Origin of the sequence: Cellulomonas sp. Leaf334, from assembly GCF_001424195.1 — a bacterium.
In the GTDB taxonomy this organism is placed as follows: Bacteria; Actinomycetota; Actinomycetes; order Actinomycetales; family Cellulomonadaceae; genus Cellulomonas.
Window position 1 is genome coordinate 293,004 of sequence record NZ_LMOO01000007.1, and the last position, 16,857, is coordinate 309,860.

Annotated in this window: 13 protein-coding genes; 4 read left to right on the forward strand and 9 right to left on the reverse strand. The window is 70.9% G+C overall.

The window, feature by feature from the left end; genetic code table 11:
• Positions 1-2 precede the first annotated feature (2 nt).
• Together ASF78_RS17785 and ASF78_RS17790 are read left to right on the forward strand one after the other, a co-directional pair.
• On the forward strand, positions 3-938 hold the full coding sequence (locus tag ASF78_RS17785; protein ID WP_056592604.1) for a carbohydrate ABC transporter permease: 936 nt from the start codon (positions 3-5) through the stop codon (positions 936-938).
• A complete protein-coding gene (locus tag ASF78_RS17790) occupies positions 938-1,846 on the forward strand; it encodes a carbohydrate ABC transporter permease (RefSeq protein ID WP_056592607.1) in 909 nt (302 codons plus the stop codon). Before ASF78_RS17785 ends, ASF78_RS17790 begins: the two co-directional genes overlap by 1 nt.
• Positions 1,847-1,903: 57 nt before the next feature.
• Here the strand turns inward: ASF78_RS17790 and ilvD are convergent, their stop codons facing one another.
• From ilvD to ASF78_RS17820, 6 genes are all read right to left on the reverse strand, one after another.
• Positions 1,904-3,634: a dihydroxy-acid dehydratase gene (gene ilvD, locus ASF78_RS17795; RefSeq protein WP_056592609.1), complete on the reverse strand. Its 1,731-nt coding sequence runs from the start codon at positions 3,632-3,634 to the stop codon at positions 1,904-1,906.
• A gap of 98 nt (positions 3,635-3,732) precedes the next feature.
• Positions 3,733-5,019 carry an extracellular solute-binding protein gene (locus ASF78_RS17800; RefSeq protein ID WP_056592611.1) on the reverse strand — a complete coding sequence of 429 codons (1,287 nt, stop codon included), beginning with the start codon at positions 5,017-5,019 and terminating at the stop codon, positions 3,733-3,735.
• A gap of 224 nt (positions 5,020-5,243) precedes the next feature.
• Complete coding sequence (locus ASF78_RS17805; RefSeq protein ID WP_082495180.1) at positions 5,244-7,559, reverse strand: glycoside hydrolase family 3 N-terminal domain-containing protein; 2,316 nt, start codon at positions 7,557-7,559, stop codon at positions 5,244-5,246.
• Between the two features lie 18 nt (positions 7,560-7,577).
• On the reverse strand, positions 7,578-8,471 hold the full coding sequence (locus ASF78_RS17810; protein WP_056592616.1) for a carbohydrate ABC transporter permease: 894 nt from the start codon (positions 8,469-8,471) through the stop codon (positions 7,578-7,580).
• Positions 8,468-9,505 (reverse strand): carbohydrate ABC transporter permease, encoded by a 1,038-nt coding sequence (locus tag ASF78_RS17815; protein WP_082495181.1) that lies wholly within the window; start codon positions 9,503-9,505, stop codon positions 8,468-8,470. Before ASF78_RS17815 ends, ASF78_RS17810 begins: the two co-directional genes overlap by 4 nt.
• 5 nt (positions 9,506-9,510) lie before the next feature.
• Positions 9,511-10,815 (reverse strand): ABC transporter substrate-binding protein, encoded by a 1,305-nt coding sequence (locus tag ASF78_RS17820; RefSeq protein WP_056592618.1) that lies wholly within the window; start codon positions 10,813-10,815, stop codon positions 9,511-9,513.
• A 173-nt stretch (positions 10,816-10,988) separates the two neighbouring features.
• Here ASF78_RS17820 and ASF78_RS17825 point away from each other — a divergent pair, with 173 nt between their 5' ends.
• The gene (locus tag ASF78_RS17825; RefSeq protein ID WP_200940653.1) at positions 10,989-11,969 is read left to right on the forward strand and encodes a LacI family DNA-binding transcriptional regulator; all 981 of its coding nucleotides are present in this window, start codon (positions 10,989-10,991) and stop codon (positions 11,967-11,969) included.
• 36 nt (positions 11,970-12,005) lie between these two features.
• Here ASF78_RS17825 and ASF78_RS17830 read toward each other — a convergent pair whose 3' ends face one another.
• Together ASF78_RS17830 and ASF78_RS17835 are read right to left on the reverse strand one after the other, a co-directional pair.
• A complete protein-coding gene (locus ASF78_RS17830; protein WP_056592831.1) occupies positions 12,006-12,668 on the reverse strand; it encodes a VOC family protein in 663 nt (220 codons plus the stop codon).
• A 24-nt stretch (positions 12,669-12,692) separates the two neighbouring features.
• Positions 12,693-14,246: a peptide MFS transporter gene (locus ASF78_RS17835; protein WP_056592623.1), complete on the reverse strand. Its 1,554-nt coding sequence runs from the start codon at positions 14,244-14,246 to the stop codon at positions 12,693-12,695.
• A 75-nt stretch (positions 14,247-14,321) separates the two neighbouring features.
• Between ASF78_RS17835 and ASF78_RS17840 the strand changes: the two genes are divergently transcribed.
• A complete protein-coding gene (locus ASF78_RS17840; protein ID WP_056592834.1) occupies positions 14,322-15,662 on the forward strand; it encodes a deoxyribodipyrimidine photo-lyase in 1,341 nt (446 codons plus the stop codon).
• Positions 15,663-15,791: 129 nt separating this feature from the next.
• On the opposite strand, the gene ASF78_RS22620 is transcribed toward ASF78_RS17840, so the two are convergent.
• Positions 15,792-16,805, reverse strand: a complete 1,014-nt coding sequence (locus ASF78_RS22620; protein WP_056592626.1) for a hypothetical protein — start codon at positions 16,803-16,805, stop codon at positions 15,792-15,794.
• Between the last annotated feature and the right edge of the window lie 52 nt (positions 16,806-16,857).

The following is a 16,857-nucleotide window of genomic DNA, read 5'->3' on the forward strand; positions in this document are numbered from 1 at the left end:
CGATGACGTCCTCCACCCAAGCACTGCCTGCGGCACGCGGCGCCGGCACTGCCGGTCCGCCCACGACACCGCGCCGCACCAAGGACCGCGCCCAACGCACGTTCTACTGGATGGTCTGGCCCGCGGTCATCGCGTTCTTCCTGTTCCACACCATCCCGGTGCTCGTCGGCATCTTCTACAGCTTCACCAACTACGCCGGCTACGGCGCGTGGAACTTCGTCGGGCTGTCCAACTACGCGAACCTGTTCAAGGACGACCGCATCCTGGCGGCCTACGGGTTCTCGTTCCTGTTCGCCATCGCGGCGACCGTGCTGACCAACGCGATCTCGCTGGCCATCGCGATGGGCCTGAACGCCAAGATCATGGCGCGCAACCTGTGGCGCGGCGTGTACTTCGTGCCCTACGTCCTGGCGGCGCTGGTCATCGGCTACGTCTTCCAGTTCCTCTTCTCCAGCTCGCTGCCGAAGATCCTGTCGGGCATCCCGCTCATCGCCGACAACATCCTCACCAACGAGACGTGGGCGTGGACCGCGATCGTCGCGCTCGCCGTCTGGCAGGCCTGCGCCTTCACGATCATCATCTACCTGTCCGGGCTGCAGACGATCCCGCGCGAGCTCTACGAGGCCGCGTCCCTGGACGGCGCCAAGCCCTGGCGGCAGTTCTCCTCGATCACCTTCCCGCTGATCAGCGCGTTCTTCACGATCAACGTCGTGCTGAGCCTCAAGGGCTTCCTGCAGGTCTTCGACCAGATCGTCGCCCTGACGAACGGTGGTCCGGGCACGGCGACCGAGTCCGTGACCCTGCTCATCTTCCGCGGCGGGTTCTCCGGCGGGGAGTTCGCCTACCAGTCGGCGAACGCGGTGATCTTCTTCATCGTCATCACCATCGTCTCGTTGTTCCAGTTCAAGGTCCTTCAGCGCAGAGAGGCGGACTTCTGATGACCACCGCAGGAACCGCGCTCGGCCAGGCCGAGGCCGTCCTTCCCGAACCTCGGCGGCGCCGCACCAAGAACGTCGCCGACGACGACTCCCGCAAGATCAACTGGTGGGTGACCGCACTGATCGCGGTGTGCTCGCTGACGATCCTGATCCCGCTGTACCTGGCCGTCGTCGTGGCCCTGAAGACTCCCGACCAGCTCGCCGCCGGCACCGGCTTCGAGTGGCCGAACCCCGTCCGCTGGGAGAACTTCGCGGAGGCGTGGGAGCGGACGAGCTTCCCGCAGGCCCTCATGAACACCGCGATGATCACCGTCGGGGCGGTCGTCCTGACGCTGCTGACCAGCTCGGTCGTCGCCTACGGCATCGCGCGGAACATCCACCGGCCGTTCTTCAAGGGCGTCTTCTTCTACCTGCTGGCCGCCCTGTTCATCCCGTTCCCGATCATCATGCTGCCGCTCGTGAAGCAGACGTCGCTCCTGGGGCTCGACAACCAGGCGGGCATGATCATGCTGTACACGATCTACGGGTTGTCGCTGAACATCTTCATCTACACCGCCTACATCCGCTCGATCCCGATGGAGCTCGAGGAGGCGGCACGGGTCGACGGCGCGTCGACGTGGCGGGTGTTCCGGCAGATCATCTTCCCGCTGCTGACCCCGATGAACGCGACGGTCGGCATCCTCACCTGCGTGTGGGCGTGGAACGACTTCATCATGCCGCTCGTGGTGCTGACCGACCCCGGCGCGCGGACGCTGCCGCTCGCGCAGTTCGTGTTCCAGGGCCAGTTCAACACCGACTACACGGTGGCGTTCGCGTCCTACCTCATGGCGATGGCGCCGCTGCTGGTCGTCTACATCTTCAGCCAGCGCTGGGTCATCTCCGGGGTCACCCGGGGGTCGATCAAGTAGTCGACGGCGGGACGGCGACGGCCCGGCTCCCTCGGGGGCCGGGCCGTTCGACGTCGCTCAGATCAGCACGGCGCCCTTCGACGCCGACTGCACGAGCTTCGCGTACTTGGCCAGCACCCCGCGCGTGTACGTGGGGGCGAGGGGCGCCCAGCCGGCCTTGCGACCCTCGAGCTCCTCGGCGCTGACCAGCAGGTCGAGCGTCCCGTTGGCCACGTCCAGCTGGATCCGGTCGCCGTCCCGGACGAACGCGATCGGACCGCCGTCGACGGCCTCGGGTGCCACGTGCCCGACGCACAGGCCGGTGGTGCCCCCGGAGAAGCGGCCGTCGGTGAGCAGGAGGACGTCCTTGCCCAGACCGGCACCCTTGATCGCGCCGGTGATGGCGAGCATCTCGCGCATGCCCGGGCCGCCCTTCGGGCCCTCGTAGCGGATGACGACGACGTCACCGGCGACGATCGTGCCGTCCTCCAGCGCGTCCATCGCGGCACGCTCGCGCTCGAACACGCGGGCCGTCCCCTCGAACACGTCGGAGTCGAAGCCGGCCGACTTCACCACCGCACCCTCGGGTGCGAGCGAGCCGTGCAGGATCGTGATGCCGCCCGTCTTGTGGATCGGGTTGTCCAGGGCCCGCAGGATCTTGCCGTCGGGGTCCGGCGGGTTCACGTCCGCGAGGTTCTCCGCGACCGTCTTGCCGGTCACCGTGAGGCAGTCGCCGTGCAGGAGGCCCGCGTCGAGCAGCGCCTTCATCACGACCGGGACCCCGCCGATGCGGTCGACGTCGTTCATGACGTAGCGGCCGAACGGCTTGAGGTCGCCCAGGTGCGGCACCTTGGCGGCGACGCGGGAGAAGTCGGCGAGCGTGAGGTCGACCTCGGCCTCGTGCGCGATGGCCAGCAGGTGCAGGACGGCGTTGGTGGAGCCGCCGAACGCCATGACGACGGCGATGGCGTTCTCGAACGCCTCCTTGGTCATGATCTGGCGCGCCGTGATGCCCTTGCGCAAGAGCTCGACGACGGCCTCGCCGGACTTCTTGGCGAACGCGTCACGCCGGCGGTCGGCCGACGGCGGGGCAGCGGACCCGGGGATCGACATGCCGATCGCCTCGGCGACCGACGCCATCGTGTTGGCGGTGTACATGCCGCCGCAGGCGCCCTCGCCCGGACAGATCGCCCGCTCGATGCGGTCGACGTCCTCGCGGCTCATCAGCCCGCGCGCGCAGGCGCCGACGGCCTCGAAGGCGTCGATGATCGTGACGTCCTTCTCGGTGCCGTCCTCGAGCTTGACCCACCCCGGCGCGATCGACCCGGCGTACAGGAACACGCTGGCCAGGTCGAGGCGGGCCGCGGCCATGAGCATGCCCGGCAGGGACTTGTCGCAGCCGGCCAGCAGCACCGAGCCGTCGAGGCGCTCGGCCTGCATGACGGTCTCCACCGAGTCGGCGATGATGTCGCGGCTGACCAGCGAGAAGTGCATGCCCTCGTGGCCCATCGAGATGCCGTCGGAGACCGAGATGGTGCCGAACTCGAGCGGATAGCCGCCCGCCGCGTGCACGCCCGCCTTGGCCGCCTGCGCCAGCCGCTGCAGCGACAGGTTGCACGGCGTGATCTCGTTCCACGAGCTGGCGACGCCGATCTGCGGCTTCGCGAAGTCGTCGTCACCGAGCCCCACCGCGCGGAGCATGCCGCGCGACGCCGTGGCCTCGAGACCGTCGGTGACGGTGCGCGAGCGGGGCTTGATGTCGACTGAGGGAGCAGGAGAGCTGGGGGCGTTGTCCGACGTCACGGTCATGCTCGCGAGTGTAGGACTGCGCCTGCGCGCAGCCGCGGGAGGGTCACCCAGCGGACGCCGGCCCTCGCCGACCGGGGACGGTCGGCGAGGGCCGTGTCTCAGCCGCTCGCAGCCGCGGTCATCGCGTCGACGACGTCCGCTGCGGAGCCGGTGCCCGCGAACTGCTCGACGACGGCGTCGTTCAGCGCGCCACCGACCGTGCTCCCGTACGCGACGTCCAGCCACAGCTGCACATAGGTCGCCTTGTTGCGGAACGTGAGCAGGGCGGCCATGTTCGGGTCGTCGACGCCTGCCTCGGAGCCCTGCGTCACCGGCAGGCCTGCGCCGGTCTTCGCGTAGTCCGTCTGGACGTCGACGCTGAGGAGGTACCGCAGGAAGTCGACGCACTCCGGCGGTGCGTCCGCCGAGCAGGAGAAGCCGTCGCCGCCGCCGAGCGCGGAGTAGGCGTTGCCCTGCCCGCCGGCCGTCAGCGGGAACGGGAACCAGCCGAGGTCGTTCCCCAGGCCGACCCCGTCCGCGGCCAGCCCCGACATGACGCCCGGGTGCCAGTGGCCCATGAGCTCCATGGCCGCTCCCCCGTTGGCCAGCAGCGCGGCCGAGCTCGTCTCCCCCTGCTGGGCGGGTGCCTCCAGGTAGCCGTCCTGGAACGGCGACGTGGCGAGGAACGCCTCCAGGTCGCTGCCCGCCTTCTCGAAGCAGGGGTCGCTGAAGTCCTTCGCCGCGCCGGCCGCGGCCATCGTGTCGGGCTCGCACGCGCGCAGCGCGTAGTTGTACCAGTAGTGCGCCGACGGCCACTTGTCCCCGGCGCCCACGGCGATGGGCACGATGCCCGCGGCCCGGAGCTTGCGGACCGCCTCGTCCAGCTCCTCCTGCAGGAGCGGGGGCTCCTCGATGCCCGCCTGCGCGAACAGCGCGCGGTTGTACCAGAACCCCTCCACGCCCATGCTGAACGGCAGCCCGTACGTCCGGCCGTCCAGCTGCCACCCGGCGGCCGACCCGCCCATGAGCTCGAGCTCGGAGGCCACGTCGTCGGTCAGGTCGAGCAGCACACCGGCGGCCACCTGCTCACCCATCTGTCCGCCGCCCCACTGCTGGAAGACGTCCGGGAACTCCCCGGTCTCCAGCGCGTCGGCCAGCTGGGCCTTGAGCTCCTCGTTCTGCACAGGCACGTTCTCGATGGTGACGTTCGGGTGGTCCGCCTCGAACCCCAGCGCGACCCGCTCGAAGTACGTGTTCAGGGGCTCGTCGATGCCGTTGTGCCACCAGGTGAGGGTGACGGGGCCGTCGGAGCCGCGGTCACCGCTGCCCGTGCCTCCGCAGGCGGCGAGGAGGGCCGTCACGGCGGCGATCGCCGCGACCGCCCTCCCGGTGTGCGCGATTCTCATGTCGTGGTCCTCTCAGGTCGTCGTTGACGTGGTGGGACTGCGCGGGCGATGGCGCTACCGGCGCACAGGGAGCTCGGTGGTTCCGACATCGTTATCGACATCGTTATCGATTCAACGGAGCACGATCCCCCGTTCGGCGGAACGGGGTGTACTCGCAGGTCAGCCGGCGGGCAGCCCGCGAGGTCGTCGTCACGCGACCCCCGCGGACGACGACCTCGCGACGATCAGGACGTGACGGACACCGCGGTCCAGCGCGGGCTCTCCACGCCGACAGCGTGAACCGGACCCGTGAGCGACGTCCGCGCCTCTGCCTCCCGCTCGGAGCACGACGGGCCGACCCAGACCTCGACCTCGCCCGGCTCGACCACGCGCACGTGGTCGCGGTCGGAGAACGCGAGCCGCGCCGTCGGCACCGCGAAGGTCACCACGGCGGACTCGCCGGCCTCGAGGTGGACGCGCCGGTACCCGACGAGCTGCGCCACCGGTCGGGTCACCGAGCCGACGACGTCGCGCGCGTAGAGCTGCACGACATCGGCCCCGGGCCGGTCCCCCGTGTTGGTGACGCGGACGCTCGCCCCGACATGCCCATCGGTGGGAACGTGCGCATCCACCTCGAGATCGCTGTGCACGAACGTCGTGTACGACAGCCCGTGCCCGAACGGGAGCGCCGGCGTGCTCTTCAGGTTGGTGACGTCGCCGTTGCCACCCAGGGGCGGGTGCAGGTACGTGAACGGCTGCGCGCCGGCGGACCGCGGCAGGCTCACCGGCAGGTGCCCCGACGGGTTGACCCGGCCGGAGAGGACGCCGGCCAGCGCGGTGCCGCCCTCCTCGCCCGGGAAGAACGCCTGCACGACTGCCGCGCAGCGCGCCAGGGCCCAGTCGATCGCGTAAGGACGTCCGGTGAGCAGGACGAGCACGACGGGCGTGCCGGTGGCCAGCACCGCCTCGACCAGCTCGCGCTGGACGCCCGGCAGCTCCAGGTCGTCCCGGTCGCAGCCCTCGCCGACGGTCCCGCGGCCGAACAGACCGGCGTGGTCGCCGACGACGAGCACGGCCACCTCGGCGGACGCCGCCGCGCGCACGGCCTCGTCGAAGCCCGTCCGGTCGTCGTCGTCGACCGCGCAGCCGAGCGTCGAGACGATCTCGGTGCCACCGAGCTCGGCCGCGAGCGCCGCCCGGACCGTCGGGCTGTCGAGCCCGACCTCGACCTCGGGGTGGTGCGCGAGCACGTGGTTGAGGAAGGAGTAGCAGCCGAACAGGGCCTCGGCGCGGTCGGCGTTCGGTCCGATGACGGCGACCCTCGCCGGGGTCGCCAGCGGCAGGGTGCCGTCGTTCGAGAGCAGCACGACCGACTCCTCCGCCAGCCGGGCGGCGATGCGGCGGTGCTCCGGGCTGTCGAGGTCGACCTCCCGCGGGGGCTCGTCGTCGAACGTGGCGTCCAGGAGCCCGAGCTCGTCCTTCTGCCGCAGGGCGCGCAGGACGGCTCGGTCGACGAGCGCCTCGTCGACCCGTCCGGCGCGGACGGCGTCCGCCAAGGGGGTCAGGTAGGCGTCGCCCGTGGGCAGCTCGATGTCGACGCCGGCCGCGAGCGCCTGGCCCGCCGCCTCGCCGAGATCGCCCGCCACCCCGTGCAGGATCTGCAGGAACGCGACGCCGAAGTAGTCGGCGACCACGGTGCCGTCGAAGCCCCAGCGGTCCCGCAGCACCCCTGTGAGCAGCCGCGGGTCCGCCGCGACCGGGACGCCGTCGATCTCGTTGTAGGAGCTCATGACCGAGCGCGCCCCGCCGTCGAGCAGGGCCATCTCGAAGGGCACCAGCAGGACGTCCTCGACCTCGCGCCGACCGGCGTGCACGGGCGCGAAGTTCCGGCCGGACTGCGACCCGGAGTAGCCGACGAAGTGCTTGAGCGTCGCGTGCACGCCCGTCGACTGCAGGCCGCGCACGTAGGACGTGCCGAGCGTGCCGACGACGTACGGGTCCTCGGAGATGCACTCGTCGACCCGGCCCCAGCGCGGGTCCCGGATGACGTCGAGCACCGGCGCCAGCCCCTGGTGCACGCCGAGGGCTCGCATCGACCCGCCGATGGCGGCGCCCATCTCGGTCACGAGCTCCGGGTCGAACGACGCGCCCCACGCCAGCGGCGTCGGGAACGTCGCCGCGCGCCAGGCCGACAGACCCGTCAGGCACTCCTCGTGCACGAGGGCCGGGATGCCCAGCCGCGTCTCACGCACCAGGCGGCGCTGCAGGTCCCAGAGCCAGCGGCCTCGCTCGACCGCGTCCACCGGGCGCGTGCCGTACACGCGGGTGATGTGCCCGAGCCCGTGCACCGTCGCCTCGTCGAGACCCTGCTCCACGGTGAACTCGCCCTGGAGGGGCGCGACGACCTCGCCGTCGCCCTTCTCCCAGAACCCGACGATCTGGGCCAGCTTCTCCTCGAGGGTCATCCGGGCGAGCAGCTCGCTCGCCCGGTCGACCGTCGCGGGGACAGCCAGGGTCTGGAGATCCGTCACGGATCTGTCTCCTTCGGTGGTGATGTGCATGTGCTGGGTGCTCACGGATCAGCCCTTGACCGCGCCCTGGAGGCCGTTGACGATCCGCTTCTGCATGGCGAGGAAGAACACGAGCGCGGGGATCATGGCCAGCGTCGTGAACGCGAAGACGCCCGCGGTGTCGGAGGAGTACTCCGACGAGAAGTCCGCGACGCCCAGGGGCAGCGTCTTCATGTCGCTCTGCAGCAGGAGCAGCGGGAGCAGGTACGCGTTCCACGAGCCGACGAACGCGAGCACGCCGACGGTGACCATGCCGGGGCCGGACAGTGGCAGCAGGATCCGCCAGAAGAACCCGATGCGGGAGGCGCCGTCGAGCAGCGCGGCCTCCTCGAGCTCGTCGGGGAGCGCCTGCAGGAACGGCCGCAGGATGACGACGGTCACCGGCAGCGCGAACGCCGCCTGCGGCAGCGCCACCCCCCACCAGGTGTTCCCCATGTTCAGGTCCGTGATGAGGATGAACAGCGGGATGATCGCCACCGTGGCCGGGAAGAGCAGGCCGAGGACGAACACCATGAAGATCTGCTCACGGCCCTTGAACTTGTAGCGGGCCAGCGGGTACGCCGCCATGATCCCGAAGACCACGACCAGGGCCGTGGTGATCAGCGCGATCACCGTGGAGTTGAACGCGTACTTCCAGAAGGCCGGGTTGGTCAGGACGCCGGTGTAGTTGAAGAGCACCCACGGGTCCGGCATGCCCGCCGGCGACTGGGCCAGCTGCGCGTTGGTGCGGAAACCGCCCAGCACGCCGTACAGCACGGGCCCGAGGGTCAGGGCCACGACGACGAGCGCCAGGGCGTAGACCAGGGGGTTGCCGCCGGTGTACTTGCCCGTCCGTCGTCGCGAGCCCTCGGCGGCCTGCGGGGTGGTCGGCGGGGTCCTCCGCGTCGTCGACACGGCGCTCATGCCTTGGCCTTCTTCCGGAGAGCGGGGTCCTGGATGTCCCGGCGCAGGATGAATCGCTGGTACAGGAGGGCCAGGACGAGGGCGACGACGAAGAGGATCACGGAGGCTGCCCCGGCGATCCCGTAGTTCTGCCGCTTGGTGCCCTCGTTGATGAGGAAGGTCGCCATGGTGGTGGTCGCGTTGGCGGGGCCGCCGCCGGTGAGGATCCAGACCATGTCGAAGAGCTGGAGGGAGCCGATCATCGACAGGAAGGCCCACGTGCGGATGGTCGGGCCGAGCAGCGGGATGGTGATCTTGCGCTGCGTCTGCCACCAGCTGGCACCGTCGATCTGGGACGCCTCGTACAGCTCCTCGGGCACGCTCTGCAGGCCGGCGAGGAACAGGATCACCGCGAGGCCCAGGTACTTCCAGGTCAGGACGACGATGACCGTCCACAGTGCGTACTGCGGGGTGCCGAGGAAGCCCTGCTCCGGGCCGTTGATCCCGACCGCGTCCAGCACGGTGTCGATGACGCCGTACTTCGGCTGCAGCAGCTGCAGCCATACGACGCCGGCGATGACCTCCGCCAGCACGTACGGGACGAAGATGATGGTGCGCAGGATGCCCTGGCCCCACATCTTGCGGTTGAGCAGCAGCGCGATGGCCAGGCCGAGCGGGAGCTGGATGGCGATCGAGGCCACCACGATGATCAGGTTGTGCTGGAGCGCGCCGATGAAGACGTCGTTCTGGAGCACGCTCACGTAGTTCTTGAAGCCGACGAAGTCGACGAGCGGGCCGTACCCCTTCCAGCGGTAGGCCGAGAGCTGGATCGCTCTGATGATCGGCACCACCACGAAGAACAGGAACAGCAGCAGGGCGGGTGCCACGAAGAACGCGATCTCCAGGCGCTTGCGGAGAGCCGATCCCGTCCCACGGCGTCCGCCCGGGGCCGGGGCCACCGGCCGCGCCGAAGCGCGACCGGTGACCACGGTCTGCGGGGAGGACGTCGCAGGCGAGGCGGTGACGCCCACGCGGGCGGTCGTCTCGTCTGCCACGTCGGTCACTTCTCCGCGTCAGCCGCCGCCTGCGTGGCGTCGACGATGTCCTGCGGGGTGGCCTGGCCGGCGAAGGCCAGGGCGATCTCGTCGTTCATGGCGCCACCGACGGAGGCACCGAACGCCGTGTCGAAGTAGAGCTGCACGTACGGCGCCGCGTCACGGATCTTGAGGAGCTCGGCCAGGGCCGGGTCCGACACGTACTGCGAGGCCGTGGAGTTGGTCGGCAGACCCATGTCGAGCTCCGCGAAGCCCTTCTGGACCTCGTCCGAGAGCAGGTAGACCGCGAAGTCCACCGCGGCGTCGGGCGCCTCCTGCGAGACGGCCCACGCGTCACCGCCACCGAGCGCGGCCTCCGGGTCGCCCTCGCCGCCGTCGACGGCCGGGAACGGGAACCAGCCGGTGTTCTCGCCGAGACCCTTGCCGTCCTCGGTGAGGCCCTGCATGACGCCGGGCTCCCAGTGTCCCTGCATCTCCATCGCGACCTTGCCGGTCGCCAGGAGACCCGAGGCGCTGGTCGCACCCTCCTGGGCCTTCGTGGACAGGAAGCCCGCGTTGAACGGCTCCGTGCCGATGAGGGCCTCGAGGTCCTCGCCCGCCTTGACGAAGCAGGCGTCGGAGAAGTCGAGCGTCTGCACGGCGTCGCTCAGGACGTCCTGCGAGCACTCACGCAGCGCGAAGTAGTACCAGTAGTGCGCGGCGGGCCACTTGTCGCCGGCGCCGACGGAGACGGGCTCGATGCCCGCCGCCTTGAGCTTGTCGGTGGCCTCCTCGAACTCGGCCCAGGTGGTCGGGGGCTCGGTGATGCCGGCCTGCTCGAAGAGCGCCTTGTTGTACCAGAAGCCGACGACGCCGACCGAGAACGGCAGGCCGTACGTCTTGTCGTCCACCTGCCAGCCCGCGACGGAGCCACCGATCTTCTCGATGGTGTCCGCGGCCGCCTCGGAGATGTCCTTGGTCAGGCCCGCCTCGACGTGGTCGGCCAGCTCGCCGCCACCGCGCTCCATGTAGACGTCGGGGGCGTCTCCGCTCTGGAACGCGGCGTCGAGCTTGGTGAGCATGTCCTCGTGCTGCATGGCGGTGACCTCGACGGTCACGCCCGGGTTGGCGGCCTCGAAGTCGGCCGCGACCTTGTCGTAGTAGTCCTTGCCGTCACCGGTGTTGGAGTTGTGCCACCACGTGATCGTCGTCGCCTCGCCGGAGGCGCCGTCGGTCGAGTCGTCGCCCGCGTCGCCCGAGCTGCAGGCGGTCGCCAGCAGGGCAATACCAGCACCCAGGGCAAGGGTGCGAAGGACTGTTGTCCTCATCATCGTTGAATCTCCTCGTCGTCACTGACAGGGCTGGACGGCGCCAAGGTTGGCACTTGAGTCTGTGAGGTGTCAATCGTTGTCGATAACGTTATCGAAACGAAGGTCTCGGGCAGATAACGTTATCGAAACCATGCTCTATGCTCCACCACGTGGACTCGACACCGCGCGTGAAGATGGAAGACGTCGCCCGGACCGCAGGTGTCTCGGTCGCGACGGTCTCCAAGGTGGTCAACGGACGGTACGGCGTCGCGCAGGCCACGCTGACGCGCGTGCAGGAAGTGATCGACGAGCTCGGGTACGAGGCGAGCCTCGGCGCCCGGTCGCTGCGCAGCCACCGCACCAACGTCCTGGGCATCCTCGTCGCGGAGTTCGAGCCGTTCAGCACCGAGCTCCTCAAGGGTGCCTCCTCCGCCGTGGGCTCGACCGGCTACGAGCTGCTCGCCTACTCCGGCGGGGGCCGCGGCGCCGACGTCGGCTGGGAGCGGCGCTACCTCTCACGGCTGTCGGGCACGCTCATCGACGGTGCGATCATCGTCACCCCCACCGTCGTCGAGGCGAACACGGGCGTCCCGGTGGTGGCGGTGGACCCGCACACCGGCCCCACCGGCCTGCCGACCGTCGACTCCGACAACTACGCGGGCGCGGTCCTCGCGACCGAGCACCTCATCGGGCTCGGTCACCGCCGGATCGGCTTCCTGGGCGGGCGTCTGGACCTGGAGTCCGCGCGGCTGCGCGAGGACGGGTTCCGCAAGGCGATGGACACCGCCGGCCTCCCCGTCGACGAGGCCCTGGTCGCCGTCGGCGGGTACCGCCCCGAGACCGCCGACGCCCCGGCGCGCGTCCTGCTCGGCAACGCCGACCGCCCGACCGCGGTCTTCGCCGCGAACGACCTCTCGGCCATCCAGGTGATGGCCGTCGCCGTCGAGCTCGGCCTGACCGTGCCCGACGACCTGTCGGTGATCGGCTTCGACAACGTCCCCGAGTCGGCGCTGGCCTCTCCCCCGCTGACCACGATCAACCAGCCGCTGCAGGAGATGGGCGCCGAGGCGCTGCGCCTGCTCGTGGACCTGATCGACGGCAAGGAGCGGTCGACGCACCTGCGGCTCCCGACCGAGCTGGTCGTCCGCGCCTCGTGCGCGCCGCCGCGCCGCTGAACCTCCGTTCCGGGACCCGCGGCCTGCTTGTCGCTCTCAGCTGTTGCCGCGGGCCTGCCAGGTGCACACGCAGACCTCGTTGCCCTCGGAGTCGGCCAGGACCCAGAACGCGGGTGCCCGCTCGTCGCTGACCAGGTGGCCGCCCGCGGCGATCGCCGCCTCGACGCGCGCCTCCGCCTGGTCGTGCCCCACGATGACGTCGAAGTGGATCCGGTTGCGCTGCACGCGGGGCGCATCCATCTGCTGGAACCAGATGGACGGGCCGATCCCGGCGGGGTCGACGAGGTCGTCGTCGTTGCGGACGTCGTACCCGAACACCGCCGCCCAGAACGGGCGGACGGCGGGGATGTCGAGGGCGTCGACGGCGATCTCGAGCATCCCGCTGAGCGGCGTGTCCCCGGTGACCCCCAGCTCGTCGGCGATCGCGGTCACCGTCGCGGCAAGGTCGACGTCACGCCGGGTCAGGCCACCGGCGTCGTGGCTGGAGGTGGTCACGGTGACCTGGCCCCAGCGCAGCACGACGTCGGGGTGGTGGTTCGCCTCGTCGGCCGCTGCGGCGATGCGTGCGACGAAGGCGGCCGCGGTGCTGAAGTCGGGCGTCGAGAACGTGGCCCGCAGCGACTGCAGCAGGACGCGCCAGTGCCGCTCGTCGACCGCGGCCGTGACGTCGGAGTGCCGGAGGAGGGTGGTGTCAGCCATGCCGCCCACCCTGCCACCGCACGCTCAGCGCTGCAGCGCCGCCTCGGACTCGGAGTCCGCGCCCGCCCGGATGTGCCGCGTGACCCACGGCGCAAGGGCGAACATGCCTCCGGCGAAGACGAGTGCGACCAGCCCGATGACCCCGAAGTAGACGGCCGGGGCGACGTCCGGCGTCGACTGGATGACCTGCGCTGCGATGGCGTTGCCGGCCGACGGCGCGAGGAACCACAGCGCCATCGCCTGGCCGCGGTAGGCCTTCGGCGCCAGGAGCGTCGTCGCCGCGAGCCCGACGGGTGACAGGCACAGCTCACCGACCGTCTGGATCACGTACACTATGATCAGCACCCACGCCGAGGTCTTCGCACCGTCGGCCAGCCACGACGCCCCGGCCAGGAACACGAAGCTCAGCGCCGCGAACGTCAGGCCGAGCGCGAACTTCACGGCCGTCGGCGGGCGGTCGTCGAGCTTGATCCACAGCCACGCGAACACCGGCGCCAGGAGGATGATCGACGCCGGGTTGATCGACTGGAACAGCTCGGGCGACACGGTCACGCCGAACAGCGTCAGGTCGGTGTTGTCCTGCGCGTAGGACGCCAGCGTGCTGGCGGCCTGCTCGAAGATCATCCAGAAGATCATGGCTGCGACGAAGAGCGGGATGTAGGCGCGCAGCCGCGTCCGCTCGTGGTCGGTCACCTTGCGTGAGCGGAACATCACGACGAACGTCGCGACCGGCGCCGCGAACGCGAGGTAGGAGATCGCGTCGATGAACGACGTGAGCCCGAAGCCGCCCTGGATCAGTGCGGCGACGGCGAACGCGAGGACGACGCCGCCGGCGACGACCGCCAGCAGCCGGGCCACCGCCGGTCGCTCCCCCGGGGTCAGCGGGTTCGGCGGGACGTCGCCGGCCCCGCCGAGGTACTTGCGGCCGGCGACGAAGAACACCAGCGCGATCGCCATGCCGATCGCCGCGACCGCGAACCCCCAGTGGTAGCCGCCGACCGCGCGCGCCGCGCCGACCAGGAACGGCGCCGCCAACGAGCCGATGTTGATGCCCATGTAGAAGATCGAGAAGCCCGAGTCGCGCCGCGGGTCGTCCCGGTCGTACAGCTCCCCGACCATGCTCGACACGTTGGGCTTGAGCAGGCCGGTGCCGAGGGCCACCAGCACGATGCCGAGGAACGAGAACGACGCCTGCGGCACCGTCAGGAAGAGGTGGCCCGCGGCGATGATGATGCCGCCGTACAGGACCGACCGTCGCGCCCCGATGATCCGGTCGGCCAGCCAACCACCCAGCACCGAGAGCAGGTAGACCGAGGACCCGTACACCGCGACGAGCGCCTCGCCCGACGTCTGCTCGATCCCCAGGCCACCGTTGGCGACCGTGTCCGTCAGGTAGAAGAGCAGGATGGCGCGCATGCCGTAGTAGCTGAACCGCTCCCACAGCTCGGTCCCGAACAGCGTGAACAGCCCGAGGGGCTGGCCGAAGAACGCACGGTCCTTGGGCAGGGTGTCGCTCTTGCGGGCGCTCGGCTCGGTCCCCCCAGGGCCCCCCACCTGCGCGTCGGCTGCGCCGCTCATCTGCCCATCGTGGCCTCGCCCATGGCTGCGCACCACCGGCGGGCGGTGTGGACGCTCCCCGGCTACCGTCGCCAGGTGCCCACGATCCACTGGTTCCGCCGCGACCTGCGGCTCGCGGACAACCCTGCTCTGCTCGCCGCGGTGGACCAGGCCCGCTCCGCCGACGACGAGGTCGTGCCGCTGTTCGTCGTCGACCCGGCCCTCTGGCGGTCGGTCGGCACGCCCCGGTCGGCCTACCTCACGCGCAGCCTGCGGGCCCTCGACGAGTCGCTCGGCGGACGGCTCGTCGTCCGCCACGGGCGCGCGTCCGACGTGGTGCCCACCGTGGCCCGCGAGGTCGAGGCGCCGGCCGTGCACGTCACCGCGGCGACCGAGCCCTACGGACGGCGACGCGACGACGCGGTCGAGCGGGCCCTCGGGGTGCCGCTCGTCCGTACCGGTTCCCCCTACGCCGTGGCACCCGGCCGGCTGACCACCCAGGGCGGCACACCGTTCCAGGTGTTCACCCCGTTCCGCGGCGCGTGGCTCGACCACGGCTGGTCAGCCCCCGCGCGGCGTCCGCAGCGGATCCCGTGGGCAGACGTCCGCTCCGACGGCGTCCCCGACGAGCCCGCGACGGACGTGCGGCTCCCCACGGCCGGGGAGCGCGCCGCCCACGCGCGCTGGTCGGAGTACCTGCACGACGGGCTCGCCGAGTACGCCACGCTGCGGAACCGACCCGACCTGGACGGCACGTCCATGCTGTCCATCCCCCTCAAGTACGGCGAGCTGCACCCGCGCACCCTGCTCGCCGACCTCGCCGACGCACCGGTCGACGTCGCGACGTTCCGGTCCGAGCTGGCCTGGCGCGAGTTCCACGCGGACGTCCTCTGGCACCATCCCGGCGCGACGCAGCGGTCGCTGCGGACAGTCGTGCCGGAGGACTCCTGGGACACCGGCGACGCCGCGTTCGAGGCATGGGCGGCAGGCCGCACCGGCTACCCGTTCGTCGACGCCGGTATGCGTCAGCTGCACGCGCTCGGCTGGATGCACAACCGCGTCCGCATGGTCGTCGCGTCGTTCCTGGTCAAGGACCTGCACGTGCGCTGGCAGCGAGGAGCTGCGCACTTCCTGGACTGGCTGGTCGACGGGGACATCTCGCAGAACCAGCTCAACTGGCAGTGGGTCGCCGGCACCGGTCGGGACGCGGCGCCCTACTTCCGGGTGTTCAACCCCGTGACGCAGGGCGAACGGTTCGACCCCGACGGCGACTACGTCCGGCAGTGGGTGCCGGAGCTGCGCGGCATCCCCGGGCGCGCCGTGCACCAGCCGTGGAGGCTGGGGCTCGAGGCGCCCGAGGACTATCCCGCGCCGATCGTCGACCACGCGGTGGAGCGCAAGGTCGCTCTCGACGACTTCCACCGCGGCCGCGGCTGACCCGCTCGACGCCGACCTGTCTGATCCAGCGCCAGATCCAGCCGCACCTGGTGCGGATGATGTCGTGTGGGGCGACGCGGGTGTCCCACCTCCCCCACACGTCACCAGTGCGGCTGGATCGCGCAGAGGTCAGGTGGTGATCAGCTGCGGGGCCGGCGCCTCGGACGTGCTCGCCTCCTCGATCGCCGCCTGCGATGCGGCACCCGTGTCGCGGAAGTGGCCGAGGGTCGCCAGCAGCAGGCCGAGGAGCGCCCACGACGCGAGCGCGACCCAGAGCTGCGTGGTGTCGGCCTGCGGGAAGTACGACTCGTCACGCAGGAGTGCGGCGGCGGCACCGGGCGGCAGCCACTGGCCGATCGCACCCCACGGCGCCGGCAGCATCTGCCACGGCTGGGCGGCGGACGCGATTGGGTTGGCGATGAGCAGGAACAACACCGGGCCGATCGCGATGCCGGGGCGACCCACGAGGGACACGACGCCCACGATCACCCCGCCGATCGCGAGGATCGCCAGCCCGATGATGCCCGCGTTGACCCAGTACGAGCCTGCGAGCGCGCCGAACCAGCCCTGGAGCACCCCGGCGACCGCGAGCCCGCCGAGGGCGGAGTAGGCGGTGACCGCGACGACGCGCCGCCAGACACCGACGACGGTGACCGAGATGGCGATGCCGCCGATCATCCCGCCGATGACCAGCGGGAACGTGATCGCGCCGAGGATCGCGCCGCGGGGATCGCCCGCCAGGAGCGGAGCGATCTCGGTCACCAGGACGGGCACGCCGAGCTGGGCCTGCAACGTGGGCGCGAGGGCCGTGAGCTGCTGCGCGACGAGCGGGCTGCCGCCGGACGCGACGAGGATCTCGGGCTCCGGCCCCAGGACCAGGGCGCCGTACGCCTCGCGGCTCTCGACGAGGCCGACCGCGGCGGCGCGGTCGGCGGCGGGGATCATCTCGAACGCACCGGGGGCGCGCTCGTCGAGTCCCTGGGCCACCGGTGCGACGGCGGCGGCGGGACCGGCGACGGCGACCGGGAGGTCGCGCGGCTCGGACGCGACTGCGGGCCAGAGGAAGGCGAGCACCAGGACGGTGAGGGCGCCGACGAGCCCGGCACTCACGCCCAGCAGGTGACGCCACGAGGTGTGCAGCATGACGGGTCCTCTCATAAACCGAACGTTCGTTCTTGTAGACCCAGCGAACTCC